The organism is Ottowia sp. SB7-C50, from assembly GCF_033110285.1.
In the GTDB taxonomy this organism is placed as follows: domain Bacteria; phylum Pseudomonadota; class Gammaproteobacteria; order Burkholderiales; family Burkholderiaceae_C; genus Ottowia.
Genome location: NZ_CP136995.1, coordinates 1,846,680 through 1,871,598, shown reverse-complemented (window position 1 = coordinate 1,871,598; position 24,919 = coordinate 1,846,680). Strand labels below are relative to the sequence as shown.

The following is a 24,919-nucleotide window of genomic DNA, read 5'->3' as shown; positions in this document are numbered from 1 at the left end:
CATGGCCGCATGACCGTACCCGGCCTGTTCATCAGCTTCGAGGGCATCGACGGTGCGGGCAAGTCGACCCACATCGACGCGCTGGCCGACGCCTTTGTGCGCGCCGACCGCACCGTGGTGCGAACGCGCGAGCCGGGCGGCACGCCGCTGGCCGAAAAAATCCGCGCGCTGGTGCTGCACGAGCCGATGGACGCACTGACCGAGGCGCTGCTGATGTTCGCTGCCCGACGCGACCACCTGGCGCAGATCATCGCGCCCGCCCTGGCGCGCGGCGACGTGGTGCTGTGCGACCGTTTTACCGATGCCACCTTTGCCTACCAGGGCGGCGGGCGCGGCTTCGACTGGCAATCGCTATCTATTTTAGAGCATCTTGCGCAGAACCAGAAAGGGCTGGCGCCCGATTTGACTGAAAATCCGCTGGTCCAGCCCGACCTGACGATCTGGTTCGACCTGCCGCCCGACGTCGCCGCACGGCGGCTGAGCGGCGCGCGCGTGCCCGACAAGTTCGAAGCGCAGCCGGCCGCCTTTTTTGACGCCGTGCGCGCCGGCTACGCACGCCGCGCCGCCGAGTCGCCCGCGCGCTTTGCCCGCATCAACGCCGACCAGCCGCGCGAGGCCGTGGGTGCCGACGTGCGGGCAGCGGTGCAGGGCAGGGGGTGGCTGTCGTGACGGCGCCGTGGATCGCCCGCCAGCTGCAAGCCCTGCTGGCGCGCCGTGGCCACGCCTGGCTGCTGCAGGGGCCGTCGGGGCTGGGCCAGTTCGAGCTGGCGCTGGGCCTGGCCCGCGCCTGGCTGTGTGACCAGCCCACGCCGCAGGGCGCCTGCGGCCAGTGCGCCAGCTGCCACGGCATCGACGTGCACACGCACGCCGACCTGGCCGTGCTGATGCCCGAAGCCGACATGATCGCGCTGGGCTGGCCGCTGCCCGAAAAGGCGCAGGCCGACATCGACGACAAGAAGCGCAAGCCCAGCAAGGACATTCGCGTCGATGCCATGCGCGACGTGATCGAATTTGCCCAGCGCACCAGCGGCCGCGGGCGCGGCAAGGTGGTGCTGGTCTATCCGGCCGAGCGCATGAACGCGGTGACCGCCAACGCGTTGCTCAAGACGCTGGAAGAGCCGCCCGGCGACGTGCGCTTTGCCCTGGCGACCGACGCCGAGCACCAGCTGCTGCCCACCATTCGAAGCCGTTGCCAGACGCACACGCTGGACTGGCCCGACACGGCGGAAGCCCTGGCCTGGCTGGGCGCGCAAGGCGTGGCGGGCGAGGAGGGCGCCGCCCTGCTGCGCGCCGCCGGCGGCCGGCCGGCCGAGGCGCTGGCCCTGGCCCAGGCCAAGGACAGCGCGCGCCGCTGGTCCTTGCTGCCGCGCGCGCTGGCCAAAGGCGACGTCACGGCGCTGGCCGACGTGCCACGGCCCGAAGCGGTGGCGCGGCTGCAGAAGCTGTGCCACGACCTGATGGCGCTGCGCGTGGGGGCCGCGCCGCGCTTTTTTTGACGCGGCCGACCTGCCGCAAGGCCCGCTGTCGCTGCCGGCGCTGGCGCGCTGGTGGCAGCAACTGGCCCAATCGGCGCGCACGGCCGACCACCCGCTGAACGACGGCCTGGCGACGGAAGCGCTGGTCAGCGCCGCCCGCCAGGCCCTAAACTCACGCCGCTGAACCCCTCGCATCGACTTTGCGCCCCGCCATGTCCACCAGCCCCACGCCCCTGACCGGCTCCGCCGCCACGCCGCGCCCCAGCGTCATCCAGCTGGCGATCAAGGAACGCGCGGCGCTGTACGCGGCCTACATCCCCATGTTTGCCGAGGGCGGCATGTTCATCCCAACGACGCGCGACTACCAGCTGGGCGACGACATGTACGTGCTGATCACGCTGCCGGACGACCCGCAGCGCTACCCGGTGGCGGGCAAGGTGGCGTGGATCACGCCGGCGCGGTCGACCGGCAACCGCACGCAGGGCGTGGGCATCCGCTTTCCCAAGGACGAAAAGTCCGAACAGCTGAAGCAGCGCATCGAGCAGATTCTGGGCTCGGCGCTGCGAAGCGACCGCGCGACGCAGACCATCTGAGCGCCAGCGGGCGGGCACCCGCTCTGCTAGCATCGGCAGAGATGCCGGTTGTCTGTGCCGTGCCCCTCTTTTTCTGCCGGCCCTGGCATGTTCACCGATTCCCACTGCCACCTGACTTTTCCCGAACTCGCGGGCGACATGGCCCGCGTGCGGGCCGAGATGGCTGCCGCGCGGGTCACGCGCGCGCTGTGCATCAGCACCACGATGGAAGAATTTCCGCGCGTGCAGGCCCTGGCCGCCCAATATGACAACTTCTGGGCCACGGCCGGCGTGCACCCCGACAGCGAAAACGTGCACGAGCCCGACGTCGACGAACTGCTGGCCGCGCTGCGCCTGCCCAAGGTGGTGGCCGTGGGCGAAACCGGGCTGGACTATTACCAGATGGAAGAACGCAAGGGCGGCCGCGACATCGCCGACATGGCGTGGCAACGCGACCGCTTCCGGGTGCACATCCGCGCCGCGCGGCAGGCGGCGGTGCCGCTGGTCATCCACACCCGCGCGGCGTCCCAGGATACGCTGGCCATCCTGGAGGAGGAGGGCGAGGACGGCGGCGCTGGCAGTGCGGGCGGCGTGTTTCACTGCTTCACCGAAACGCGCGAAGTGGCACGCGCCGCGCTGGACCTGGGGTTTTACATTTCGCTGTCCGGCATCGTCACCTTCAAGAACGCGCGCGAACTGCACGAAGTCGGTGCGCTGGTGCCCGATGACCGGCTGCTGATCGAAACCGATTCGCCCTACCTGGCGCCCGTGCCGTACCGCGGCAAGACCAACACGCCGGCCTACGTGCCCCACGTGGCAGCGCGCCTGGCCGAATTGCGCGGCACCACCACAGAGCGCATCGGCGAGATCACCAGCGCCAATTTCACCCGTTTGTTTTCGAGGGTTTCGTCATGAGACTACGCCAGCTTTCCGCCGCCCTGATCTTTGCCGCCACGCTGCCGCTGGCCTGGGCCCAGGACACGGGGCCGTTCTTTCGCGCCATCAAGCAGGACAACGACATCGCCATGCGCAACCTGCTGGCGAGCGGCGTCGACCCCAACAGCAAGAACGAAAAAGGCGTGCCGGGCATGTACATGGCGCTTCAGGAAGGTTCGCTGAAGGTCGCCCGGCAACTGATGGAGTCACCGCGTTTCAAGGCTGAGACCCGCAACGCGTCGGACGAGAGCCCGCTGATGATGGCGGCGCTCAAAGGCCAACTGGATATCGCCCGGCAACTGATCGCCAAGGACGCCGACGTCAACAAGCCGGGCTGGACGCCGCTGCATTACGCGGCCACCGGTGGCCAGCTGGACGTGATGCGCCTGTTGCTGGACGAACATGCCTTCATCGACGCCGAATCGCCCAACGGCACCACGCCGCTGATGATGGCCGCGTCGTACGGCACGCCGCAGGCCGTCAAGCTGCTGATCGAAGCCGGCGCCGACCTGAACATGCGCAACCAGCAAGGCATGACCGCGCTGGACTTTGCCCGACGTGCCGAACGACCGGATTCCGTCGAACTGATCGAAGCCGGCCTGCGCATGCGCCCCCAGCCCGGTCAGGCGCCACGTGGGCAGTGGTGATGGGGGTTGGGGGCCGGAGGCCATTGGCGGCTGGCGTCTGTTGATGCATTTGCGGTGGTATGGGTGGTTGAAGGCTTTTGACTTGGCGGTTGCTTGACTTCATACAATGTGTCTTATGTTAATACACAGACAGAGTTGAGCCGATGGATGTGCCGGCGCTCGCCCTTCGGGCCATCGCCCTCTGTTTCGCCGTCTTAAGGCAAAAGACCACTTTTCGCACCTCAACACCGTCGTCACCCCATGACGCGCCACAGTCCGACGCCGTCACACTGCATTCGAAATGCTGCGTACGTCGTTGTTTTTTCACGGAATGAAGCCTTGTTGTCTCTCGCTGGCTGGCCAATGGTCGGTGGGCCGACTAACATCGAAACCATTCGTAATCGTCCGTAAGCAAGTTGTGGATAGCCGATGACGCGATGGTTCAAGCTGGATGGGCTGGGCGCCTGGTACGCACGCCTGTCAGGTCACAAGTCGGAACACGCCCGTGTCGAAGACATTCGCTTCGCCATGCTCGACCTGCTGGGCGACATCGGCGCCAGTCAGTATCCGCACGTGGCGCGGCGCATCCGCATGGGCGCCGACGCGCTGGACCTGTGGTACGCCCGCGCCGATCTGATGGCCGCCCTGGCGGGCCTGCACGGCGAAAAGAAGGCCCGCAAGCGCATGGCCGCGCTGTCCGAGCTGTTTGACGGCATGCTGCCCAAGGGCATGGCCAGCCGGTCGACCTCGCTGCGGCTCTGACCGCCTGCCCGGCGCCGCGCCGGTCAAAACCCGTCGATCAGTGACGGTGCCCCCCACAGCACCAGGGCATCCCGGTTTTCGACCAGCAGATCCACCTTCAAGCCCACGGGCAGCAGCACCTTGGTGGGCACATGCCCAAACGGCAGCCCCGTCAGCACCGGCACCTTGAGCCGTGCGCGCAGCCCATCGACGACCTTGGCCATCGAATAGCCGCGGTCGTGCGGGCTCAGCTGATAGTCGGTGAACTGACCCAGCACAATGGCCTTCTGCCGCGCCAGCACGCCGGCGTGCAGCAACTGGGTCAGCATGCGTTCGACGCGGTACGGGTGCTCGCTCACGTCCTCCAGAAACAGCACACCGCCCTTGATCTGCGGCCACCACGGTGTGCCCAGCAGCGACAGCACCATGGCCAGGTTGCCGCCCCACAGCGGGGCGTTGCGGGCCAGCAGTCCGCCTTTCGGATCCAACGCGGCCAGGTCGCGTGCGGGCAGACGCCAGCCGGTGCCTTCGCCCGCGCCGGTCACCATGTCGTCGAAGCAGGCCAGCATGATCTCGTCGGGGCCGTCGCCCTGCCCTGCACCGCCATGCCCCTCGGCGGCGTCGCCGGCATCGGCCGCGCCAAAGCCTTCGCACAGCGCCGGGCCGGCCCAGGTGACGCCGCCGCCCTGTTGCAGCAGCGCCAGTTGCAGCACGGTGAAGTCGCTGAAGCCGACAAATCGCGTGCCCTTGTCGATGGCGCGGGCGATCTGACGGTACGGGATGTCGGGCAGCAAGCGCGTCAAGCCGTAGCCGCCGCGCGAGATCAGCGCCACATCGGCGCCGCTGGCCGCCGCGCGGCCGATGGCGGCCAGACGCGTGGCGTCGTCGCCCGCAAAGCGCTGCCAGCTGGTCAGCGCGACCGGATCGACCTCGACATCGTGCCCCAGCGCCTTCAGCCGCTGGACCCCGCGCTGGAAGGCGGCGCGGTCGCGCACCGCGCCCGAGGGGGAATAGACGTACACATGTGCCATGGTCAACCCAATTTCAACAAAATGATGCCCCTGCCCGCTCTGTGACTGGGCAGGCAGCTATCAAAATTATATTCAACCGCGTCGCACGCCCCTTCAGCGGGCGAAGTGGCTGACCGCCCTTTCGGCGATCACGCGGCCCTGCTCGGGCACGAAGTGGCCCGCCTGCGGCAGCAGCCACGGTTCGGGGCAGCCACGGATGTCGCGCTGCAGAACCGACATCACCGGCGGCCCCAGCACCGGGTCTTGCGCGCCCACGGCCATGAGGCTGCGGCCTTGCCAGGCGTGGCGCCAGAATTCGCGCGCTTCGCGCGACACGGCGGCGCCATCGTCGTCCGCGCATTCGGGCACCATGTCCGGAAACGCGCGCGTCGCGGCGCGGTGGCCGGCGTCCGGAAACGGCGCCATGTAGGCCGCGCATTCGGCCTTGGACAGCTGCGGGTTGCCGCGCGCGAACAGGCGGCCCGCGTCGAACGCCGGGTTCTTGGCGCACCAGTCGCGCCACGCGATGAAACCATCCGACAACGGCACGTCGCCCGTGGCCAGCGTGGTGTTCATCACCAGCAGGCCGCGGTAGCGCTGCGGTGCGGCCATGGGCAGCGTCAGCCCCAGCAGGCCACCCCAGTCCTGCACCACCAGCACCACGTCGCGCAGGTCCAGCCGCTCGACCAGGTCCAGCAGCACCTGGCGATGCCACGCAAAGGTGTGCGCCGCCGCTTTCTTGGGTTTGTCGCTTTTGCCAAAGCCGATCAGGTCGGGCGCCACCACGCGGTCGCCCGCGCCCACAAAGACCGGGATCATGTGCCGGTACAGGTAACTCCACGCCGGATTGCCGTGCAGGCACAGCCACGTGCGGCGCGCGTCGGCCGGCCCCTCGTCCAGATAGTGCATGCGCAAGCCGTTCAGCGCCGGCAAATCACTGACGTAGTGCGGCGCCCACGGGTAACCGGGCAGGTCGGCAAAGGCCGCGTCCGGCGGGCGCAGCGCGTCGTCGCGCAATGGGCTGGGGTTGACGCGGCGCGGCCTGAAGAAGTCGTGCAGCAGCGCCGCGCATTCGTCCGCCAGCACGCCGCCCTGCACCGCCGTGCGGTGGTTCAGCCGCGGCTCGCCCAACAGGTTGACGACCGAGCCCGCCGCCCCTGTCTTGGGATCGGCCGCGCCGTACACCACCCGATCGAGCCGCGCGTGCAGCATGGCACCGGCGCACATGGCGCAGGGCTCCAGCGTGACGAACAGCGTGCAGCCGTCCAGCCGGTAATTGCCCAGCGCCTGCGCCGCTGCGCGCAGCGCCGCGATTTCGGCATGCGCGGTCGGATCGTGCCCCGCCACGGGCGCGTTGCGGCCGGTGGCGATGACGCGCCCGTCCTTGACGACCACGGCGCCCACCGGCACTTCGCCCGCGGCGGCGGCGGCGCGCGCTTCGGCCAGCGCTAGGCGCATGGCGGCGATGTCGTCGAGGGGGGGTGCGCTCGTCAGTCATGGTGGATGTGCATTCTCAAGATGGCCCGTTTTGCCGCTTTCGCCTTCAGCGCGCATCGTCCGGCACGCTGCGGGCGGACTGCTGCATGGCGGCGTCCAGCGCTTGCTGGACCTGTTGCTGCATCTGCTGCGCCTGTGCGCGCACGCTGGAGGCGGGCACGGCCGGCGGGGTGCCGGGCACCACGACCGCGGCGGACGGCAGCACGGGGCGCGTGCCACGCAGCGATGTCTTGGCCAGCAGGCCGACGATGACGAGGGCGGCAAGCAGGCCGACAAGTCCGAGCAGGCGCATGGTCAGGGTGCCGCCGTCATGGCATCAAGAGCCGGAGGCTGGTGCGGGCGCCGCAAAACCCAGCCGCTCGATCCACTCCGCCAGCGCACGCTCGTGCGGCGTGCCGCTGGCATAGGCCGCGTGCAGCGCCACGCGCGCCTCGGGCCGGTGCTGATTGAGCTTGGCCTTGCATTGCCAGTCGGTCACCGTCAGCTCGAAACCGACGATGCCCTGCAGCAGCTTGTGCGCCAGTTCGGCGTCCATCGCCCGCCATTGTTCGGCGTAGGCGGGTTCGTGGTCGCCAATCAGACATTTCAGCAGCCGGTCCTTTGCCTCGGCGTCGTCGTGCGGCAGCAGGCGGGCGGTCACGGTGCAATGAACGGCGATGTAGTTCCACGTCGGCACGCGCGCCAGATCGGGATACACGCAGGGCGACATGTAAGCGTGTGGCCCCATGAAGGTGACCACGGCGCGCGGGCGCTCGGCCAGGTGGCGCCACTGCGGATTGGGCCGCGCGACGTGGCCCAGCAGCGTGAATGCCGATGCCGATTCGCCCGCTGGCGCTTGTCCCGCCTCGCCACCGCGCTCCCAAAGATGCAGCGGCAGGTGCGTCACAAAGGGCAGGCCGTCGTCGTCCGTGGTGATCAGGCTGGCGAACGGGTGTTCGCGCATCAGGCGCGCCGCCACGGCAGGGTCGCGCTGGTTGAAATGCAGGGGCAGGTACATGGGGGTGGGCAACGGCGCCAAGCCGTGACGCGATTCTGGCGCATTCGCCGCCGCGCCGCCCACGCGCGCGGGGTGCTATGCTTCAGATAGCTGGCTGCGCAGACAGGTCAACGGCCAGCGCCTTTTTTTGTTCTGATCTCATGCCCGCCGCGCCGCCCCCGCCTGAGCAAACCGGCTTGTTCGACGAGCCGGCGGCTGACTTGCCGGGGGCGGACGATGCTGCACCCCTCACAGACGCATGGCGGGTGCCGGATGGCGACGAGGCCTTGCCCACCCCACCGCGCCGCACGCGCCGTGCCCCCGCCGACGTGCAACCTGCCGACGCGGACGACGCCACGCGCACGCTCGCCCGCGCCCTGCCCGCCGGGCTGTACCTGGGGACATCGTCATGGAATTTCCCTGGCTGGGCAGGCCTGGTGTGGGGCGGCGACTATGCGGAGGCGAAGCTGTCCAAGGAAGGCCTGGCCGCCTATGCCCAACACCCGCTGCTGGGCACCGTCAGCCTGGACCGCGCCTTCTACCGGCCGCTGTCGGCCAGCCAGTACGCGCGCTACGCGGCGCAGGTGCCGCCGGACTTCCGCTTCGTCGTCAAGGCGCCGGCGCTGGTGTGCGATGCGCTGGTGCGCGCCGAAGACGGGCGCGGCATGGCGCCCAACCCCGCCTTCCTGAACCCCGACCTGGCGGTGCAGGAATTCATTGCGCCCGCGCTCGAAGGCCTGGGCGACCGGGTCGGCGCGCTGGTGTTCCAGATCAGCCCCCTGCCCCGTGCCCTGCTGGCCGATGTGCCCGCGCTCAACGACCGCATCGGCGCCCTGCTGTCCGCCCTGCCCCGCCTGGCACCCACCGCGCCCGACGGCGTGATCGCGATGGAAGTGCGCGACGCCGCCTTTCTGGCGCCTGCGCACGCCCCGCACCTGGCCCGCACCGTGCGCGCAGCGCGCCAGGCCAGCGGCAACCCCGTCACCTACTGCCTGGGCCTGCACGCCAAGATGCCACCCATCGAAGACCAGCTGCCCCTGCTGCGCGCCCTGTGGCCCGGCCCGCTGGTCTGCCGCTGGAACCTGCACCGCCGCCACGGCGCGTATGGCTACGAAGCCGCCAAGGCACAGTACGAGCCATTCAACGCGCTGGTTGACCCCGACCTCGACACCCGCCACACGCTGGCCCGGGTGATTGCCGCCACCACGGGCGCGGGGCAGCGGGCGTACATCACGGTCAACAACAAGGCGGAGGGTTCGGCGCCGCTGTCGGTGCGGGCGCTGGGGGATGCCGTAGTGGAGCAAATGACGAGGAACGACAGGCAATGACCTCAATCGACTGGACGCTGCTGGAGCAATTTCTTGCGCAGCACAGCCGCGATTTTTCTCGCATCTCACGCGCCACAAGGGGCGAATTTTCTCCGCATGACGTCGCCGGAGAAGCCCGTTTAATCGTGGTGGAGTTGGCCGGCAGAAGTGCCGAACGCGTTGACTTGGACGCCCCGAACTTCATCGATGGGCTCTTGCGGCGGCTCTACAAGCGGCTGGTCGATTTTCAGGATAAGAAAGTACGCAACGGTGTCCGACTTGACCACGCACCGTCCGGACACGACGATGTTGACGGTTGGAACCCCATCGCTGCTCGGCTCGTGAGCGATGATGGCTTCGACCCGTTGACGCACTTGCTTGCTGCTGAAGCTCAAAATGAACAGCAGGCCGGGGCAGATGCCGCCATCAGCCCGGCGGCGGCCTGGCTTCGACTGATTCAACACTTCAACCAGGACATGCTCGCCGTGGCCCGGCACCTGTTGATTTCGCGGTCTTGGGCATACCGTTGCGTCAATCGAGCGGTCACCCTCGCTGGCCGGCAGCGCAGCCTCGCGTGTGTGCTGCGTGATCAATCGTGCCGCGACCTTGGCGGAATTTCAAGCTATGTCGCGTGCCGGTGCAACTGACACTGGATTTTGGCGACGAGGTGCTGCTACCGCTTTAGGCCCGTTGTCATTGCCACACGACGGTCATTGAGCTGCGTGTGCTCGGCGCCTGCAACGCCCGGTTCAAACGCTGAGCAGCGCCTCCCTGACCCAATCCAGCCGGTCCTGTCCCCAGAACATCTGCTCGCCCACGAACATCGTCGGCGCGCCGAACACGCCGCGGGCGATGGCTTCGTCGGTGACGGTTTTCAGGCGCGCCTTGACGTCCGGGTCGGCCGCCAGCGCCAGCACCTCGGCGGCATGGAAGCCGGCCGCCTGCAGGGCGCCAGCCGCGACCGCCGGATCGTTGAGGTTGAGCGCCTTGACCCAGATCGCTTCGAACACGGCCTGCGTGAAGGCTTCAAAGCGCTCCGCGTGCCGCATCTGCATGCCGGTGATGACGCGCATCAGCGTCAACGTGTTGATGGGGAAATGCGGGTTGCGCTGGATGGGCACGCCGTAGCGCTTGGCAAAGCGGTCAAAGTCGGTGAAGGTGTACGCGCCCTTGGCAGGCACGGTGGCGGGCGATGCATTGCCCGTGGCCTGGAAAACGCCGCCCAGCAGCATGGGCTTGTAGACCACCGTGGCGCCGGCTTCGCGCGCCATGGCGCCGATCTGCGTCCACGCCAGGTACGACGCGGGACTGCCGACGTCAAAGAAGAAATCCACTTGCTTGTTCATGTTGCCTCCTGACCGCTCTTGTGCATCCAATCAACCGCTACCGCCCGACGGACAAGCGCAAGCAGCTATCAAAACAATAGTGTTTCACCACTTTTCCATGTACGGCCGCAGATCCAGCTCAAACGTCCACGCATCGCGCGGCTGCTGGTGCAGGTACCAGTAGTTATCGGCAATGTGGTCGGGGTTGAGGATGCCGTCCTGCGCTTTCAGCGCATAGCGCTCGGGGAACTGCGTGCGGATGAATTCGGTGTCGATGGCGCCATCGACCACCACGTGCGCCACATGAATGCCGCGCGGCCCCAGTTCGCGTGCCATGCTTTGCGCCAGCGCGCGCAGCGCGTGCTTGGCGCCGGCAAACGCCGCAAAGCCCGCCGCGCCGCGCGTGCCGGCGGTGGCGCCGGTGAACAGGATCGTGCCGCGCCCGCGCGCCACCTGACGCTTGGCCACTTCGCGCGCGTTCAAAAAGCCGCTGAAGCACGCCATCTCCCAGATCTTGAAGTACTTGCGCGCGGTTTCTTCGAGGATGCTGCACGGCACGTTAGCGCCAATGTTGAACACCAGCACCTCGATGGGGCCGATGTCGCGCTCGATCTGCTCGATGAGCGCCACCACGTCTTCCTCCTTGCGCGCGTCGCTGGCAAAGCCGCGCGCCTGGCCGCCGGCGGCCGTGATCTCATCGACCAGCGGCTGCAACTTGTCGGCCGAACGGCGCGTGACGCAAGCCACATAGCCTTCGCGCGCAAAGCGTTTGGCGATGGCGCCGCCGGTCGAATCTCCGGCGCCGATCACGAGCGCCACCTTGGATTTGGCGGCGGGATTCGTTGGCATGATGTCGATCTCCTCCACGCGGGCGCCAGACGCGCCCGGACCGATTCAGTGTAAGACGGGCGACCGCACTGCACACGGCGGCGATGCTGCACCGGCGACACCCCGGCCGCCCATGAAAGGATTCACATGGCCCGCAAGATCATGGTCATCCGCCACGCCGAAAAGCCGGTGCCCGGCCATTTCAAGGGCGTGCGCCAGAGCGGTGAGACCGACGAACATTCGCTCATCGTGCGCGGCTGGCAGCGCGCGGGCGCGCTTATCCGCTTCTTCATGCAGCCCGATCACGCCGCCATCGCCGTGCCCACGCACCTGATCGGGGCCAGCTTTGCCGGCAACACCAGCCGCCGCCCGCACCAGACGCTGGTGCCACTGTCGGATGCGATGGGCTTGAAAGTGGATGAAAGCTTCACCAAGAGCCAGGAAGCCGCCGTGGCACAGCACTGCCTGGGCCTGAACGGCGTGGTGCTGATTTCGTGGCACCACGAGTGCATCCCCGCGCTGGCCGCTGCCATCGCCCCGAAAACCACGGTGCCACCCCAATGGGCGGACGACTGCTTCGACCGCGTGTGGGTTTTCGACGCCGAGCCGGGCGGCGGCTGGCGCTTTCAGCAGGTGCCGCAGCGGCTGCTGGCGGGAGATGCGGTGAGCTTCGACTGACGCGCTTCGACGGCTTGACGGAAAGGGCTTGAGAGTTGCTTTAAGAAACCCTGACTTCCATTGAGTTTGGTCGCTTTCAAGCCAATTCTGCGAAATTGTTGATCTTCACCACGCCATCCGGAAACTTGGCAATCACTTCCAGTTCACCGCCCATGGCCTCGATGTGACTGCGCAATGTCGAGATGTACATGTCCGTACGCCGCTCCAGCTTGGCAACCGACGGCTGCTGCACGTGCAGGGCTTCGGCGAGCATCTTTTGCGACAACCCACGTGCGCGGCGAAGCTCATGCAGAGGCATTTCAGCCAGCATCGTCTGGGTTTTTTCGTCAGCCTGCTCGCGCGCCTGAGGCGTCATCTGGGCACGCAGGTCTGCAAACTTCTTGGCCATCACAGTTCTCCTTCACGCTTGAGTTGCTCAAGATGCTGGTCATAGAGCCGATCAGCCATGGGCACATGCACTTCATACCAGCGGTCATCGCCTGTCTTGTCACCACCGATCAGCAAGATCGCCACGCGGCGTGGGTCAAAGGCATACAGCGTACGCAATGGCCGTCCACCATGCTGTGTACGCAATTCGCGCATATGCCCGTGGCGTGAGCCGTTGATGGCACTGCTGTGCGGATGCCCCAGGTTGGGCCCTCTGGCTTCCAGCAAACCCACCGATGCCGCCACCGACACTTGTTCAGCCTCACTGAGCGAAGCCCACCACGTCTCGAACTCGTCGGTGAACTCAACTTCCCAAGCCATGCATGAATATAGCCCAAAAGGAATATTCCGTCAAGTAAATATTATTCCCACTCAATGGTCGCCGGCGGCTTGGATGACACGTCGTAGGTCACGCGGTTGATGCCGCGCACCTCGTTGATGATGCGGCTGGACACGCGCTTTAGCAGGGCGTAGGGCAATTCCGCCCAGTCGGCGGTCATGAAGTCGCTGGTCTGCACGGCGCGCAGGGCGACGACGTAGTCGTAGGTGCGGCCGTCGCCCATCACGCCGACGCTCTTGACGGGCAGGAAGACGGTGAAGGCCTGGCTGGTCAGGTCGTACCAGCTCTTGCCGCTGTGCGGCTCGATGGTGGAGCGCAGTTCTTCGATGAAGATGGCGTCGGCGTGGCGCAACAGGTCGGCGTATTCCTTCTTCACCTCGCCCAAAATGCGCACGCCCAGGCCGGGGCCGGGGAAGGGGTGGCGGTAGACCATGTCGTGCGGTAGACCGAGGGCCACGCCCAGCTCGCGCACCTCGTCCTTGAACAGGTCGCGCAGCGGCTCCAGCAGCTTCAGGCCCAGTTGCTCAGGCAGGCCGCCGACGTTGTGGTGGCTCTTGATGACCACCGCCTTCTTGCTCTTGGCACCACCCGATTCGATGACGTCCGGGTAGATGGTGCCTTGCGCCAGCCACTTCGCTCCTGATTTAGAAGCGCCCGACGCCGTCAGCTTGCCGGCCTCGGCCTTGAACACATCGACAAACAGCCGCCCGATGATCTTGCGCTTCTGCTCCGGGTCGCTCACGCCGGCCAAATCCTTGAAGAACAGCTCGCTCGCATCCACCCGCACCACCTTCGCATGCAGCTTGCCGGCGAACATGTCCATCACCATGTCGCCTTCGTTCAGGCGCAGCAGGCCGTGGTCGACGAACACGCAGGTGAGCTGGTCGCCAATCGCGCGGTGGATCAGCGCGGCGGCCACGGACGAATCCACGCCGCCCGACAGGCCCAGGATCACTTCCTCGTCGCCCACCTGCTCGCGGATCTTCTGCACCGCTTCCTCGATGTGATCGCGCATCACCCAGTCCGGCCGCGCGCCGCAGATCTCCAGCACAAAGCGCTCCAGCAGCGCCCTACCTTGCACCGTGTGCGTGACCTCGGGGTGGAACTGCACGCCGTAGAACCGGCGTTCCTCGTCCGCCATGCCGGCGATGGGACACGAGTCGGTGCTCGCCATCAGCTTGAAGCCCGGCGGCAACTCCGTCACCTTGTCGCCGTGGCTCATCCACACCTTGAGCATGCCGTAGCCCTCGGGCGTGTGGAAGTCCTCGATGCCCTTGAGCAGCGCCGTGTGGCCGCGCGCGCGGACTTCGGCGTAGCCAAATTCGCGCGTGTGCCCGCCTTCCACCTTGCCGCCAAGCTGCTGCGCCATGGTCTGCATGCCGTAGCAGATGCCCAGCACGGGCACGCCCAGGCTGAACACGGCGTCGGGCGCGCGGTCATCCACCTCGTACACGCTGGCGTGGCTGCCGGAGAGGATCACGCCCTTCAGGCTGCCGTCGGCCGCGTACTGGCGCACCCAGTCGTCGGTCACGTCGCACGGGTGCACCTCGCAATATACATGCGCCTCGCGCACGCGGCGCGCAATGAGCTGCGTGACCTGGGAGCCAAAGTCGAGGATGAGGATTTTCTGGTGTTGCATGAAGCGGTGGCCGGTATGTCAAAAGCCAAGGACAAGCGCGCTCAAACACTGTATATTCAAACAGTGGAACTCGACGCCAAGCTTGCTATTTTGGCCGATGCGGCCAAGTACGACGCCAGTTGCGCCTCCAGCGGCGGCACGCGGCGCGATTCGTCGCGCGCGGGCGGCGGCAAGGGCGGCCTCGGCAGCAACGAGGGCGCGGGCATCTGCCACAGCTTTGCGCCCGACGGGCGTTGCATCTCGCTGCTGAAAATCCTGCTCACCAACTTCTGCCTTTACGACTGCGCCTACTGCATCAACCGCAGCAGCAGCGACGTGCAGCGTGCGCGGTTCACGGTGGAAGAAGTGGTGGCGCTCACGCTTGACTTCTACCGCCGCAATTGCATCGAGGGGCTGTTCCTCTCCAGCGGCATCATCCAGAGCCCCGACTACACCATGGAGCAACTGGTGGGCGTGGCGCGCACGCTGCGCGAGGTGCACGACTTTCGCGGCTACATCCACCTCAAGACGATTCCCGATGCCTCGCCCGACCTGCTGGCCCAGGCCGGCCGCTGGGCGGATCGGCTGTCGGTCAACATCGAACTGCCCACGCAAGCCGGCCTGACCGCGCTGGCGCCCGAGAAGGACGTGGCCAGCATCCGCCGCAGCATGGCGCGCCTGCGCCTGTCGATTGACGACGCCAAGGCGCAAAAACGCGAGCAGCAAGCTCAGCCCATCCGGCTGCTGCCCGGCGCCCGCCCGCGCCGCGCGGCCGCGCCCACGTTTGCCGCCGCCGGCCAAAGCACGCAGATGATCGTCGGCGCCGATGGCGCGAACGACGCCACCATCCTCGCCACCAGCGCGCAGCTGTATGGCGCCTATCGTTTGAAGCGGGTGTACTACTCCGCCTTCAGCCCCATCCCGCACGCCTCGGCCACCCTGCCCGCGCAGGCGCCGCCGCTGCTGCGCGAGCACCGGCTGTACCAGGCTGACTGGCTGATGCGCTTCTATGGCTTTGCCGCCGATGAGATCGCACCCACGGCGGGCGGCATGCTGGCGCTGGAGGTCGATCCCAAAACCGCGTGGGCCGTGGCGCACCCTGAGCGGTTCCCCGTCGATCTGGACCGTGCCCCGCGCGAACAACTGCTGCGCGTGCCAGGGCTGGGCGTGCGCGCAGTCAGCCGCCTGCTCATGGCGCGGCGTGCGCGGCGCCTGCGCGTGGCCGACCTGACGGCGCTGCGCGTGCCGGTGCGGCGCGTGCTGCCGTTCGTGGTGCTGGTCGATCATCGGCCCGACGCTGGCGCGGCGCAGCGGCTGGTGGAAGCGGCGGCGTCAAGGTCAAAATCGGCTCTTGCGCTTGCTCAGACTGCGCAAGCAGCTCTGTTTTAGATAGCAATGCCGGGTCGCTTCCAGCCTGTCAGCGCGCCGCCATCGCCGCCCGAAGTGGACAGCGCGGCGTCAGCGCGCGACGACGTCGTGGCGGCAACCGCTGCCTTCACGCGCTTTCGGCAACGCGCCCGCGCCCTGCTGGCCGCCGGCGTGCCCCCTGCCGACGCCATCGGCGCCTGGGCCGATGCGGACGCGTCACACCGGAGGTCAGCGCCCATTGCCGCAGATCTGTTTGCTGACGCGGGATTGCAGCCGCGCGCAGAGGCCAGCACGCGCGCACCCCGCGCCACCCCGCCGCGCGCCGGTGCGGCCCCCCCTCGTGCCCAGCGCCTTCGTCGCGCTCGCGCGCCGCGTGGTGCTGCACAGCGCGCCGGGCCGCTTCGACGCGCTCTACGCCCTGCTCTGGCGCCTGGTGCACGAGCCGGGCCTGCGCCACGACCCACTCGACGCCGAATGGCTGCGCCTGCGCCAGATGGCCCGCGCCGTGCAGCGCGATGCGTACAAGATGCGCGCCTTCGTGCGCTTTCGCCCCGTGCGCGACGATGCGGCACCAGGCACCAATGCACCCAACGGGGCCGGCACCCTGCACGTCGCCTGGTTCGAGCCCGAGCACGACGTGCTTGAAGCCGTGGCGCCGTGGTTCGCGCGCCGCTTTGCCGGCATGCGCTGGGCCATCCTCACGCCGCGCCAAAGCGTGCGCTGGTCGCCCAGCAGCCAGCGCCTGCAATTCGGCCCCGGCGCCGAGCGCGCCCAAGCTCCGGCGGCCGACGACGGAGAGGCGCTGTGGCTCACCTACTACCGTCACATCTTCAACCCCGCGCGGCTCAACCTGACCCTGATGCGGCAACACATGCCGCGCAAATACTGGGCCAACCTGCCCGAAGCCGCCGCCATCGGTGAACTGGCTGCGGGCGCCATGGCCCGCACCGCCGCCATGCTGGCCGCGGGCGACGACGGGGCATCGCCAGTGCCTTTACTATCAAATAAAGAGCTGCCCGCGCTTGATGGGCATGCGCCAGGGGCTGATTTGGCTTTGAGCACCTCAACGCCTGCCCGGTCAGCTGTACTAAACCCCAGCACGGCAGAAACGCCCGCGCTGGCCGCCCGCCATACCACGCTGGCTTCACTGCACGCCGCCGTGCAGAGCTGCGCCGCCTGCCCCATCGGCGCCTGTGCCACGCAGGCCGTCAACGGCAGCGGGCCGCTGGGCGCGCGCCTCATGCTGGTGGGCGAACAGCCGGGCGACCACGAAGATCTGGCTGGCCAACCCTTCGTCGGCCCCGCCGGCCAGTTGCTCGATCAGGCGCTGGAGCGCGCCGGGCTAAACCGTGGCGAGCTGTTTCTGACCAATGCCGTGCGCCACTTCAAGCACGAGCTGCGCGGCAAGCGCCGCCTGCACAAAACCCCCGGCCAGCGCGAAGCCGCCGCCTGCCAGCCCTGGCTGCTGCGCGAGATCGATCTGGTGCAACCGGGCGCCTTGCTGGCTCTGGGCGCCACCGCCGCGCGCGCCCTGCTCGGCCCCGGCGTCACCCTGGCTCAGTCGCGCGGCCGCTGGTGGCCCGGGCCGGGCGGCAGGCCGGTTCTGGTCACCTGGCACCCCGCCGCGCTGCTGCGCCTGCCCGAGCCGGAGCGCGCTCGCGTGTGGGCGCTGTGGCTGGACGATTTGCGGACGGCTGCGCAAGGGCCGCAGGCGCCCGATCCCGGTTTGGCTGACGCCGGCAACCATCCGATGGCGAGCGGCTCAGGCGTGTTGGCGTGAGCGCTAAAAACAACAGCGCCGCATGAAGGAGGAGGAGCGTACCGTCAGCACATGGTGGTGATGTGTGCAGGGTACGGTGTGCGGGGTCAGGGGTGGCGGGCTGATGGGTGATCGAGTGGCGCTGCCCTTCGCGCCGTGACACGGCCCCCCAGTATGTTTTCAACCCCCTGGCGGCCAGCCGGGGTCTTGTGCTCGCCCGGTACGCTCCAGAAAAATATCAGTCAAATTTGCCGCCAGCGCTTGAGGGGCAAGCGCGAGCAGCTCTCAAAATCATAGTATCCAGTTCACAGTTCAACGCGCCAGTTGGTCTCTTGAATCTGCACGTTCAGCTCGCGAATCTTGCGCGAGTAGTCTTCCATGTGCTTTTGCGTCGCCGCCACGTCGATCTGCGGTACCCACTTGATCTCGCGCGGGCTGTAGCGGTCTTCTTCCTTGTGGGTGGCGTCCACCGCGCTTTTCAGCACACTGTGCTGCTGCATCAGCACGTCGCGCTGGCCCAGCACGGCGGCCAGCGCGCGGCCGTCGGGCAATTTGGCGGCGGCGTTGGCGGCATCGATCCTCAGCACCAGCGCCTGCTGTTCGGCTATGACGGCAAAGCATTCGGCGATCAGCTTCGCCACGTCTTCGCGCGGCGCATCACCCTCCTGCGCCAGCGCGTTCTGCGCAATGCGCTCGCGCAATGAGAGGATTTTCTTTTTCTGATCGGCGCGGATCAGCAGGGCTTCGGCGAGTTTCATGCGTCAATTGTCGGGCACAGCCAGCCGATCAAGCAGCGTGGCTGGCGTACAGATGGCAAAGGGCAACGCGGCGTTGTGTGCCAGATGAAGCAGATCGTCATCCCCCGTGACCAACACATCGGCGCGACCGAGCTGAGCAAGCAGCAGGAACATTTGGTCTTTAGGATCGCGGCACTCGGGCAAATCGCTCAACGCGTCGGTCGCAGTCACTGTTTCGGCATACGGCAGGTAGTCGGCCAACAACTCGTTGCGCTCAGCCGCGGTCAGACGAAATTTCGGATAAGCCAGCACGCGCAGCAACTCTTGCACCGTGGCTTTGCTGACCAGCGGCAACACGCGTGCTGATTGCCAGTGGACGCGCAGCGCACTCAAGCGGCCCGAGCCGAAGAGCAGCGCCGACAGCACCACATTCGTATCCAGCACCACCCGCAATCGGCGGGATGTCGCTGCCGATTCAGTCACCCCGGCGCGCCCACGCCACCGCGTCTCGCACGTCCTCCTCGCCGATACCCAATGCAGCCAACTTGGCGCGCACGGCATCGGCCTTCTGCAGGCGTACAGGGGTCAGCATCAATCGACCATCTATCGCTTCTACCTCGAAGTATTCCGAGGGCGGTAGCTGCGCCACCACCGCCTTGGGCAGCGTGATCTGGTTCTTGGAGGTCATTTTGGCAAGCATGGCAGGATCCATGAGTAAGGAATCCTTACTTTAGCATATTTCGGCTAGGCGTCATCAACGAACTTTGACTGGCTAAACGACCGTACCTCAAGCGCCTCCATACTTCTGATTAAACTTTTCGTCGCTCATCGTCAACAGCAGAATGAATTCGACAAAGGCAATCAAGGCGGGAATAAATGTCCAACAAAACACCAGATACAAGATGCCCATACCTGTCTGGCCCAAATAAAATTTATGAACACCAAGGCCGCCCAACACCAAGGCAAGCAACGCCGCTGCAATCCGGCTCTTACCATTTACGGCAGTGGGGCCAAGGTTGATTGATGCCGCAGGCGCTGGCATCTGCCGAACGCCGCATTTGGGACAAATTTCCGCTTTGGCCTTAATGATCGATCCGCATTCACTGCAGAATTTCTCATCAATTCCTTTATGTACCACTTCCCCCATCATGCCCTCCAGTAATATTCCTAGTCCGCCCGATAATTCGGCGCCTCCTTCGTGATCTGCACATCATGCACGTGCGATTCACGAATCCCCGCGGCGGTGATCTGCACAAACTCGGCGGTTGACCGCATCTCCTCAATCGTCGCGCACCCACAGTACCCCATACTGGCGCGCAACCCACCCGCCTGCTGGAACAGAATGCTGACCACGCTGCCCTTGTACGGCACGCGGCCTTCGATGCCTTCGGGGACCAGTTTGTCGGCGTTGGGGTTGCCGGTGCTGCTTTCCTGGAAGTAGCGGTCGGCGCTGCCTTGTTGCATGGCGCCGATGCTGCCCATACCGCGGTAGCTCTTGTAGCTGCGGCCCTGGAACAGCACGATCTCGCCCGGCGCTTCTTCGGTGCCGGCGAACATGCCGCCCATCATCACGCTGCTGGCGCCGGCGGCGATGGCCTTGGCGATGTCGCCCGAATAGCGCACGCCGCCGTCGGCGATCAGCGGCACGCCCGTCCCTGCAAGGGCGGTAGCTACATTATCAATAGCGGTGATCTGCGGCACGCCCACGCCGGCGACGATGCGGGTGGTGCAGATGCTGCCGGGGCCGATGCCGACTTTGACGCCGTCGGCGCCCGCCTCAGCCAGCGCCTTGGCCGCCGCGCCGGTGGCGATGTTGCCGCCGATCACATCGACGTGCGGGTAGTTCTGCTTGACCCAGCGCACGCGCTCGATCACGCCGCGGCTGTGGCCGTGGGCGGTGTCCACCACCAGCGCATCCACACCGGCCTTGACCAGCGCCTCGACGCGCTCTTCGGTGCCCTCGCCCACGCCCACGGCGGCGCCCACGCGCAGGCGCCCGTCGGCGTCGCGCGCGGCGTTGGGGAAAGTGGTCTGCTTCGTGATGTCCTTCACCGTGATCAGGCCCTTCAGGCGGTCCTGGTCGTCGATGATGAGCAGGCGCTCGAGCTTGTGCTTGTTGAGCAGTGCCTTGGCCTCGGCCGGGCTGGCGTGTTCATCCACCGTGATGAGCTTGTTGCGCGGCGTCATGATCTCGCGCACCTTCACGTCGTAGCGCGTTTCAAAGCGCATGTCGCGCCCGGTGACGATGCCGACCACCTTGCCGCCGTCCAGCACCGGAAAGCCGCTGATGTCCAGCTCGTCCGACAGGCGCATCACGTCGAGCACGGTGTGCTCGGGCGTGATGACCACCGGGTCGCGCAGCACGCCGCTTTCATAGCGCTTGACCTTGGCCACCTGCGCGGCCTGCTCCTGCGCGGTGAGGTTCTTGTGCACGATGCCGATGCCGCCCTCTTGCGCGATCGCAATGGCCAGGCGCGCTTCGGTCACGGTGTCCATCGCGGCCGAAACCAGGGGAAGGTTCAGGCGGATGTTGCGGGTGAACTGGGTGGAGAGATTGACGTCCTTGGGCAGGACCTGGGAGAACGCGGGCACCAACAGAACATCGTCGAAGGTGAGCGCTTTGCCGAGAAGGCGCATGGATGAAGGCTCCAAAAGACGAATTGTAAACAGCGGGGCATGACACTGTTGCGGCCGGCGCACCGGCTGTCGGCAAATCGGCGCCGCGCGGCGTTTCAAGTCAGGCTGGCCCGCCCTGCCCCTACTACACTCTGCGGATCATGATGAAGCCCACACGCGCATTGCTTCTTGGTTTGACGCTGACCGCCGCCATGGCGGCCCATGCCCAGTACCAATGGATCGACAAGGACGGCAGGCGCGTGTTCAGCGACCGACCGCCGCCCGCCGACGTGCCGGCCAAGAACCTGCTGGCCCAGCCCCGCGCCGGCCAGGCGCCCGCCGGGCGCACCGCCATGCCGCCCGCCGATGCCGCCGCCGCTGCGGCGACTGCCGCCACCCGTCCGGCCGCAGCGGCCAGCGGCGCAGCGCCCGCCGGTGTCGACAAGGCACTCGAAGAGAAAAAACGCAAGGCCGAACAGGCCGAGGCCGAGAAAAAGAAAGCCGAAGAAGCCCGCATCGCTGCCGCGCGCGCCGAAAACTGCAAGCGTGCGACCAGTTCCAAGGCCACCATCGAATCGGGCATGCGCATGGCCCGCATCAACAGCCAGGGCGAGCGCGAGTTTCTGGACGACGCGCAGCGCGCCGAAGAACTGAAACGCGCCAACGCCATCATCGCGTCGGACTGCGGCTGAGGCCGGACGGGCTTCGTCGCTGGCCGCGCGCTGGGGGCCGGCCACCCCACAGTCAACCATTGGCCACGCGCGCTTCACGCAGCGGCCGCTGGCGTCTTCAATACCCCGGCTTCGCCCCCGGCCGGCGCTTGGCAAACAGCCCCGCCGTGCGCGCGCCCTGCTGACCGAATCGCTCGCGCCGCGCCAGCTTGGGGTCGACCCGCAGCGGCCGCCAGATTTCCACCCGGTCGCGGTCGCGCAGCAATTGGCCGGGGGGCGCCTTGCGGCCCCACACGCCGACGCTGCCAGGCTCGACGGGCAGGTCGGCAAACTGCTCGATCCACCCGCTGGCCTGCAGCGCGTCGCGCACGGTGCTGCCGGCGGGCAGCGTCAGGGTCATTTCATGCACTTCGCGCGGCGCGGGCGAGTACGCCACGACGACCTGCAGGGGCGCGCTCACGCCGCCGCGCTTCCGTACACCTGTTCGGCGCGCTGCACGAAAGCGTCGACCAGGCTGTTGGCGATCTTGTCGAACACCGGCCCCACCAGCGTGGCCAGCAGGCGGTTGGAAAAGCCGTAGTCCAGCCGCAGATCGACGCGGCAGGCGCGCTCGTTCTCGCGCACCGGCGTGAACTGCCACGTGCCTTCCAGCTTCGAGAACGGCCCCTTGACCAGGTGCAGCTTCACCTCGCGACCGGGCACGTGTTCGTTGCGTGTGACGAACACCTGGCGCACGCCCTTGAAGTCGATGCCGACCTCGGCCGTCAGGCCGGCTTCATGGCGCTCCAGCACCTTGCCGTGGTTGCACCAGGGCAGGAATTCGGGGTAGCGCTCGACATCGATCACCAGGTCGAACATCTCCTGGGCGGTGTACCAGATCAGGACGGACTTGTGGACAGATTTCATAGAATGCACGCTGCACGCCGATTTTAGGCGCCCGCCCGCGGCGCCTGCCGCCCGAGCCGCTTGCAAAGTGCGAGCAGCGCTCCATATTTCACAGATGGCCACCAAGAAACCCAAGTCACCCAACCCGGTCATCGCCGAGAACAAGAAAGCCGCGTTCAACTATTTCTTCGAAGAGCGCTTCGAAGCCGGCATGGTGCTGGAAGGCTGGGAAGTCAAGGCCCTGCGCGCCGGCAAGGCGCAGCTGACCGACGGCTACGTGGTCATCCGCAATGGCGAGCTGTTCGTCATCGGCTGCCAGATCAACCCGCTGGGCACCGCCAGCACCCACGTGCGGCCCGACGCGGTGCGCACCAAGAAGCTGCTGATGAAGGCCGACGAGATTCGCCGGCTGATCGGCAAGGTCGAGCAAAAAGGCTACACGCTGGTGCCCATCAACCTGCACTGGAAGAACTGCCGCGTAAAGTGCGAGATCGCCCTGGCCAAGGGCAAGGCCACGCACGACAAGCGCGACACCATCAAGGAGCGCGAAGGCAAGCGCGAGGTGGAGCGCGCCATGAAAGAGCGCCACCGCTGACGCGGCCGCTTGTCCCACAGGCCGGCGGCATGCGCGGGGGCTACACTCTTTGGGTTATCCACACTGACGACAGGAGTGCTTCGCATGAACATCAAGGCATTGACCGCCGCCCTCGCCACCGCTGCCCTGCTGGCTGCCTGCGGCACCACCCAACCCACCGCCGGCAACGTGCCCGCCAATGCGCGGCCCAGCACGCCCACGCAGGCCGTGGACGGCACGCTGGTCGGCCCGGATGGCCGCACGCTGTACGTGTTCAGCCGCGACGTGGCGGGCAGCGGCAAGTCGGCCTGCGTCGACGCCTGCGCCGCCAACTGGCCGCCGCTGGGCGTGACCGCCTCGGCCGTGCCGCTGGGCGACTACACCATCATCACGCGCGCCGACGGCAGCAAGCAGTGGGCGTACAAGGGCATGCCGCTGTACTACTTTGTGAAAGACGCCAAGGTCGGCGACAAGCTGGGCGACGGCGTGGGCGGCAACTGGCGCATCGCGCGCCGCTGACGCACGGGCCGCGACGGGCATCTACCGGTCGCGCGCTTCAGTCCCAAGCCGTGGGGTGACCCACGGCTTTTTTCATGGGCGGTATCGGGGTGCAATGGCTGCGTGCGTGATGCCATCACCCATCCAGTTTTACAGTCGATCGCTATCTTTTAAATAGCTATAAACGCGCCACTGGCGTGCGCAAGACGCCAATCGGATGCAAATTCAACCGCCCAGCGATGCCAATGGATGCGCCACCGGCTCCCACGGGCTGAAGAAGAACGGCGCCACCATGTCGGGGCGAATGTCCTCGATGCGCTGGGGGTTCCAGCGCGGCGCATGGTCCTTGTCCACGGCCAGCGCGCGGATGCCTTCCACCGTTTCGCTGCCCTGCCCCTCGCGCAGGTGGAAGCAGTGGTGCACCAGGTCGCGCTCCATGCGCAGTTCGTCGGCCAGCGCCATGCCGCGCGCGCGCCGAATCTGCTCCAGCGTCACGTGCAGCATCAGCGGCGAACGCGTGCGCAGCTCGGCCGCGGTGTCGCGCGCCCAGGCCGAATCGGCGGCCTCCAGCGCGCCCACGATGGCGGGCACGTCGGGCTGGCCGAAGAAGTGGTCGATCTCGCCCTGGTGCGGCAGCCGGTCGGCCGTGGGCGGCGCAAACTGCGCGGCCACCCAGCGCTGCGCGGCCGCGCCATCGGGCCAGTCGGTTTCAGCGAGGTGCTGCCAGATGGCGGGCAGCTCGGCAGAGGCCACGCTGCCATCGGCCAGCCTGGCGGCCACGGCGGCGTCGCCCTTCAGCACGTGGCCCGTCAGCGCGATGTATTCGCCCAGATGGCCGGGCAAGCGGCCCAGGAAGTGCCCGCCGCCGACGTCGGGGAAAAGGCCGATGCGCGTTTCGGGCATGGCCATGCGGGTGTGCTCGGTCACCACGCGCAGGCTGGCGCCTTGCGACAGGCCCATGCCACCACCCATGACGATGCCGTCCATGAATGCGATGTAAGGCTTGCCGTAGGTGAAGATCAGGTGGTTGAGCGCGTATTCCTCGGTGAAGAAATCGCCCAGCGCGGCGTCGCCCGCCAGCGCGGCCTGGTGGAAGAACCGGATGTCGCCGCCCGCACAGAAGGCGCCGAACGGCGCAAAGCCATCGGGCGACTTGCCCATGCCGCGAATGGCCACGGCCTTGATGCCGGGGTCGCGCTGCCAGCTGCGCAGTGTGTCGGTCAGCGTGCGCACCATGGGCAGCGACAGCGCATTCAGCGCCTGTGGGCGGTTCAGGGTGATGAGGCCCACGCCATAGGCGGCGCGTTCGGTGATGACAAGGGGGGGCCGCATCGGGCGTCGAGGTCAGGGTCATGGGCTGTGGCGCCGCCGCGCGCAAGAGTCAACAATATAAAAATGATAGCTTAATACGCATATCCTGCGGGCGGTGGGCGTTTATTTGATGCACAAGCCGCCA

Annotated in this window: 30 protein-coding genes and 1 pseudogene; 14 read left to right on the top strand and 17 right to left on the bottom strand. The window is 67.1% G+C overall.

What is annotated here, in order from left to right:
- Positions 1-9 precede the first annotated feature (9 nt).
- The 6 genes and pseudogenes from tmk (at position 10) to R0D99_RS08950 (ending at position 4,371) form a co-directional block, all read left to right on the top strand.
- Entirely contained in the window at positions 10-669 is a 660-nt protein-coding gene (gene tmk / locus R0D99_RS08975; protein WP_317747913.1) for a dTMP kinase, read from the top strand.
- Positions 657-1,659 (top strand): annotated as a pseudogene (gene holB, locus R0D99_RS08970) (DNA polymerase III subunit delta'). The gene tmk and the pseudogene holB overlap by 13 nt, the downstream one beginning before the upstream one ends.
- A gap of 28 nt (positions 1,660-1,687) precedes the next feature.
- The gene (locus R0D99_RS08965) at positions 1,688-2,068 is read left to right on the top strand and encodes a PilZ domain-containing protein (RefSeq protein WP_317747912.1); all 381 of its coding nucleotides are present in this window, start codon (positions 1,688-1,690) and stop codon (positions 2,066-2,068) included.
- 87 nt (positions 2,069-2,155) lie between these two features.
- Entirely contained in the window at positions 2,156-2,962 is an 807-nt protein-coding gene (locus R0D99_RS08960; protein WP_317747911.1) for a TatD family hydrolase, read from the top strand.
- Positions 2,959-3,630, top strand: a complete 672-nt coding sequence (locus R0D99_RS08955) for an ankyrin repeat domain-containing protein (RefSeq protein ID WP_317747910.1) — start codon at positions 2,959-2,961, stop codon at positions 3,628-3,630. The genes R0D99_RS08960 and R0D99_RS08955 overlap by 4 nt, the downstream gene beginning before the upstream one ends.
- Positions 3,631-4,038: 408 nt before the next feature.
- Positions 4,039-4,371 (top strand): hypothetical protein, encoded by a 333-nt coding sequence (locus tag R0D99_RS08950; RefSeq protein ID WP_317747909.1) that lies wholly within the window; start codon positions 4,039-4,041, stop codon positions 4,369-4,371.
- Between the two features lie 23 nt (positions 4,372-4,394).
- On the opposite strand, the gene R0D99_RS08945 is transcribed toward R0D99_RS08950, so the two are convergent.
- The 4 genes from R0D99_RS08945 to R0D99_RS08930 all read right to left on the bottom strand — a co-directional run bounded on the left by R0D99_RS08945 (position 4,395) and on the right by R0D99_RS08930 (position 7,854).
- Positions 4,395-5,381 carry an LD-carboxypeptidase gene (locus R0D99_RS08945; protein ID WP_317747908.1) on the bottom strand — a complete coding sequence of 329 codons (987 nt, stop codon included), beginning with the start codon at positions 5,379-5,381 and terminating at the stop codon, positions 4,395-4,397.
- Positions 5,382-5,474: 93 nt separating this feature from the next.
- A complete protein-coding gene (tadA, locus tag R0D99_RS08940) occupies positions 5,475-6,818 on the bottom strand; it encodes a tRNA adenosine(34) deaminase TadA (protein ID WP_317747907.1) in 1,344 nt (447 codons plus the stop codon).
- Between the two features lie 85 nt (positions 6,819-6,903).
- The gene (locus tag R0D99_RS08935; RefSeq protein ID WP_317747906.1) at positions 6,904-7,149 is read right to left on the bottom strand and encodes a hypothetical protein; all 246 of its coding nucleotides are present in this window, start codon (positions 7,147-7,149) and stop codon (positions 6,904-6,906) included.
- 24 nt (positions 7,150-7,173) lie between these two features.
- The gene (locus R0D99_RS08930; RefSeq protein ID WP_317747905.1) at positions 7,174-7,854 is read right to left on the bottom strand and encodes an FMN-binding negative transcriptional regulator; all 681 of its coding nucleotides are present in this window, start codon (positions 7,852-7,854) and stop codon (positions 7,174-7,176) included.
- A 140-nt stretch (positions 7,855-7,994) separates the two neighbouring features.
- Between R0D99_RS08930 and R0D99_RS08925 the strand changes: the two genes are divergently transcribed.
- The gene (locus R0D99_RS08925; protein ID WP_416365854.1) at positions 7,995-9,161 is read left to right on the top strand and encodes a DUF72 domain-containing protein; all 1,167 of its coding nucleotides are present in this window, start codon (positions 7,995-7,997) and stop codon (positions 9,159-9,161) included.
- Complete coding sequence (locus R0D99_RS08920; protein WP_317747904.1) at positions 9,158-9,787, top strand: hypothetical protein; 630 nt, start codon at positions 9,158-9,160, stop codon at positions 9,785-9,787. Before R0D99_RS08925 ends, R0D99_RS08920 begins: the two co-directional genes overlap by 4 nt.
- A 102-nt stretch (positions 9,788-9,889) precedes the next feature.
- Here R0D99_RS08920 and R0D99_RS08915 read toward each other — a convergent pair whose 3' ends face one another.
- A complete protein-coding gene (locus tag R0D99_RS08915) occupies positions 9,890-10,486 on the bottom strand; it encodes a 2-hydroxychromene-2-carboxylate isomerase (protein WP_317747903.1) in 597 nt (198 codons plus the stop codon).
- 84 nt (positions 10,487-10,570) lie between these two features.
- A complete protein-coding gene (locus tag R0D99_RS08910; protein ID WP_317747902.1) occupies positions 10,571-11,314 on the bottom strand; it encodes an SDR family oxidoreductase in 744 nt (247 codons plus the stop codon).
- Positions 11,315-11,440: 126 nt separating this feature from the next.
- Here R0D99_RS08910 and R0D99_RS08905 point away from each other — a divergent pair, with 126 nt between their 5' ends.
- Entirely contained in the window at positions 11,441-11,971 is a 531-nt protein-coding gene (locus R0D99_RS08905) for a hypothetical protein (protein WP_317747901.1), read from the top strand.
- Between the two features lie 76 nt (positions 11,972-12,047).
- On the opposite strand, the gene R0D99_RS08900 is transcribed toward R0D99_RS08905, so the two are convergent.
- The 3 genes from R0D99_RS08900 to guaA are packed head-to-tail and all read right to left on the bottom strand — an operon-like array spanning position 12,048 to position 14,376.
- On the bottom strand, positions 12,048-12,359 hold the full coding sequence (locus R0D99_RS08900; protein WP_317747900.1) for an XRE family transcriptional regulator: 312 nt from the start codon (positions 12,357-12,359) through the stop codon (positions 12,048-12,050).
- On the bottom strand, positions 12,359-12,718 hold the full coding sequence (locus tag R0D99_RS08895) for a type II toxin-antitoxin system RelE/ParE family toxin (RefSeq protein WP_317747899.1): 360 nt from the start codon (positions 12,716-12,718) through the stop codon (positions 12,359-12,361). The genes R0D99_RS08900 and R0D99_RS08895 overlap by 1 nt, the downstream gene beginning before the upstream one ends.
- Before the next feature lie 41 nt (positions 12,719-12,759).
- On the bottom strand, positions 12,760-14,376 hold the full coding sequence (gene guaA, locus R0D99_RS08890) for a glutamine-hydrolyzing GMP synthase (RefSeq protein WP_317747898.1): 1,617 nt from the start codon (positions 14,374-14,376) through the stop codon (positions 12,760-12,762).
- Between the two features lie 63 nt (positions 14,377-14,439).
- On the opposite strand from guaA, the gene R0D99_RS08885 reads away from it, so the two are divergent.
- Positions 14,440-15,744, top strand: coding sequence for a putative DNA modification/repair radical SAM protein (locus R0D99_RS08885; RefSeq protein WP_317747897.1), 1,305 nt, complete (start codon positions 14,440-14,442; stop codon positions 15,742-15,744).
- 304 nt (positions 15,745-16,048) lie between these two features.
- Positions 16,049-17,503 (top strand): UdgX family uracil-DNA binding protein, encoded by a 1,455-nt coding sequence (locus R0D99_RS08880; protein ID WP_317747896.1) that lies wholly within the window; start codon positions 16,049-16,051, stop codon positions 17,501-17,503.
- Positions 17,504-17,787: 284 nt separating this feature from the next.
- Here R0D99_RS08880 and R0D99_RS08875 read toward each other — a convergent pair whose 3' ends face one another.
- From R0D99_RS08875 to guaB, 5 genes are all read right to left on the bottom strand, one after another.
- Positions 17,788-18,240: a DIP1984 family protein gene (locus tag R0D99_RS08875; protein WP_317747895.1), complete on the bottom strand. Its 453-nt coding sequence runs from the start codon at positions 18,238-18,240 to the stop codon at positions 17,788-17,790.
- Positions 18,241-18,243: 3 nt separating this feature from the next.
- Complete coding sequence (locus R0D99_RS08870) at positions 18,244-18,666, bottom strand: putative toxin-antitoxin system toxin component, PIN family (protein WP_416365996.1); 423 nt, start codon at positions 18,664-18,666, stop codon at positions 18,244-18,246.
- Positions 18,667-18,694: 28 nt separating this feature from the next.
- Positions 18,695-18,919 carry an AbrB/MazE/SpoVT family DNA-binding domain-containing protein gene (locus tag R0D99_RS08865; RefSeq protein WP_317751052.1) on the bottom strand — a complete coding sequence of 75 codons (225 nt, stop codon included), beginning with the start codon at positions 18,917-18,919 and terminating at the stop codon, positions 18,695-18,697.
- Positions 18,920-19,006: 87 nt separating this feature from the next.
- A complete protein-coding gene (locus tag R0D99_RS08860) occupies positions 19,007-19,369 on the bottom strand; it encodes an NINE protein (RefSeq protein ID WP_317747893.1) in 363 nt (120 codons plus the stop codon).
- Between the two features lie 17 nt (positions 19,370-19,386).
- Positions 19,387-20,856, bottom strand: a complete 1,470-nt coding sequence (guaB, locus tag R0D99_RS08855) for an IMP dehydrogenase (protein WP_317747892.1) — start codon at positions 20,854-20,856, stop codon at positions 19,387-19,389.
- Between the two features lie 143 nt (positions 20,857-20,999).
- Here guaB and R0D99_RS08850 point away from each other — a divergent pair, with 143 nt between their 5' ends.
- The gene (locus R0D99_RS08850; RefSeq protein ID WP_317747891.1) at positions 21,000-21,527 is read left to right on the top strand and encodes a DUF4124 domain-containing protein; all 528 of its coding nucleotides are present in this window, start codon (positions 21,000-21,002) and stop codon (positions 21,525-21,527) included.
- A 97-nt stretch (positions 21,528-21,624) separates the two neighbouring features.
- On the opposite strand, the gene R0D99_RS08845 is transcribed toward R0D99_RS08850, so the two are convergent.
- A complete protein-coding gene (locus tag R0D99_RS08845) occupies positions 21,625-21,906 on the bottom strand; it encodes an RnfH family protein (RefSeq protein ID WP_317751051.1) in 282 nt (93 codons plus the stop codon).
- A 56-nt stretch (positions 21,907-21,962) separates the two neighbouring features.
- Positions 21,963-22,412 carry a type II toxin-antitoxin system RatA family toxin gene (locus tag R0D99_RS08840; RefSeq protein WP_317747890.1) on the bottom strand — a complete coding sequence of 150 codons (450 nt, stop codon included), beginning with the start codon at positions 22,410-22,412 and terminating at the stop codon, positions 21,963-21,965.
- Positions 22,413-22,506: 94 nt separating this feature from the next.
- On the opposite strand from R0D99_RS08840, the gene smpB reads away from it, so the two are divergent.
- Together smpB and R0D99_RS08830 are read left to right on the top strand one after the other, a co-directional pair.
- Positions 22,507-22,986, top strand: a complete 480-nt coding sequence (gene smpB, locus R0D99_RS08835) for an SsrA-binding protein SmpB (RefSeq protein WP_317747889.1) — start codon at positions 22,507-22,509, stop codon at positions 22,984-22,986.
- Positions 22,987-23,070: 84 nt separating this feature from the next.
- Positions 23,071-23,484, top strand: a complete 414-nt coding sequence (locus R0D99_RS08830) for an ATP-binding protein (RefSeq protein ID WP_317747888.1) — start codon at positions 23,071-23,073, stop codon at positions 23,482-23,484.
- A gap of 204 nt (positions 23,485-23,688) precedes the next feature.
- Here R0D99_RS08830 and R0D99_RS08825 read toward each other — a convergent pair whose 3' ends face one another.
- On the bottom strand, positions 23,689-24,795 hold the full coding sequence (locus R0D99_RS08825) for an enoyl-CoA hydratase/isomerase family protein (RefSeq protein ID WP_317747887.1): 1,107 nt from the start codon (positions 24,793-24,795) through the stop codon (positions 23,689-23,691).
- Positions 24,796-24,919: the final 124 nt, after the last annotated feature.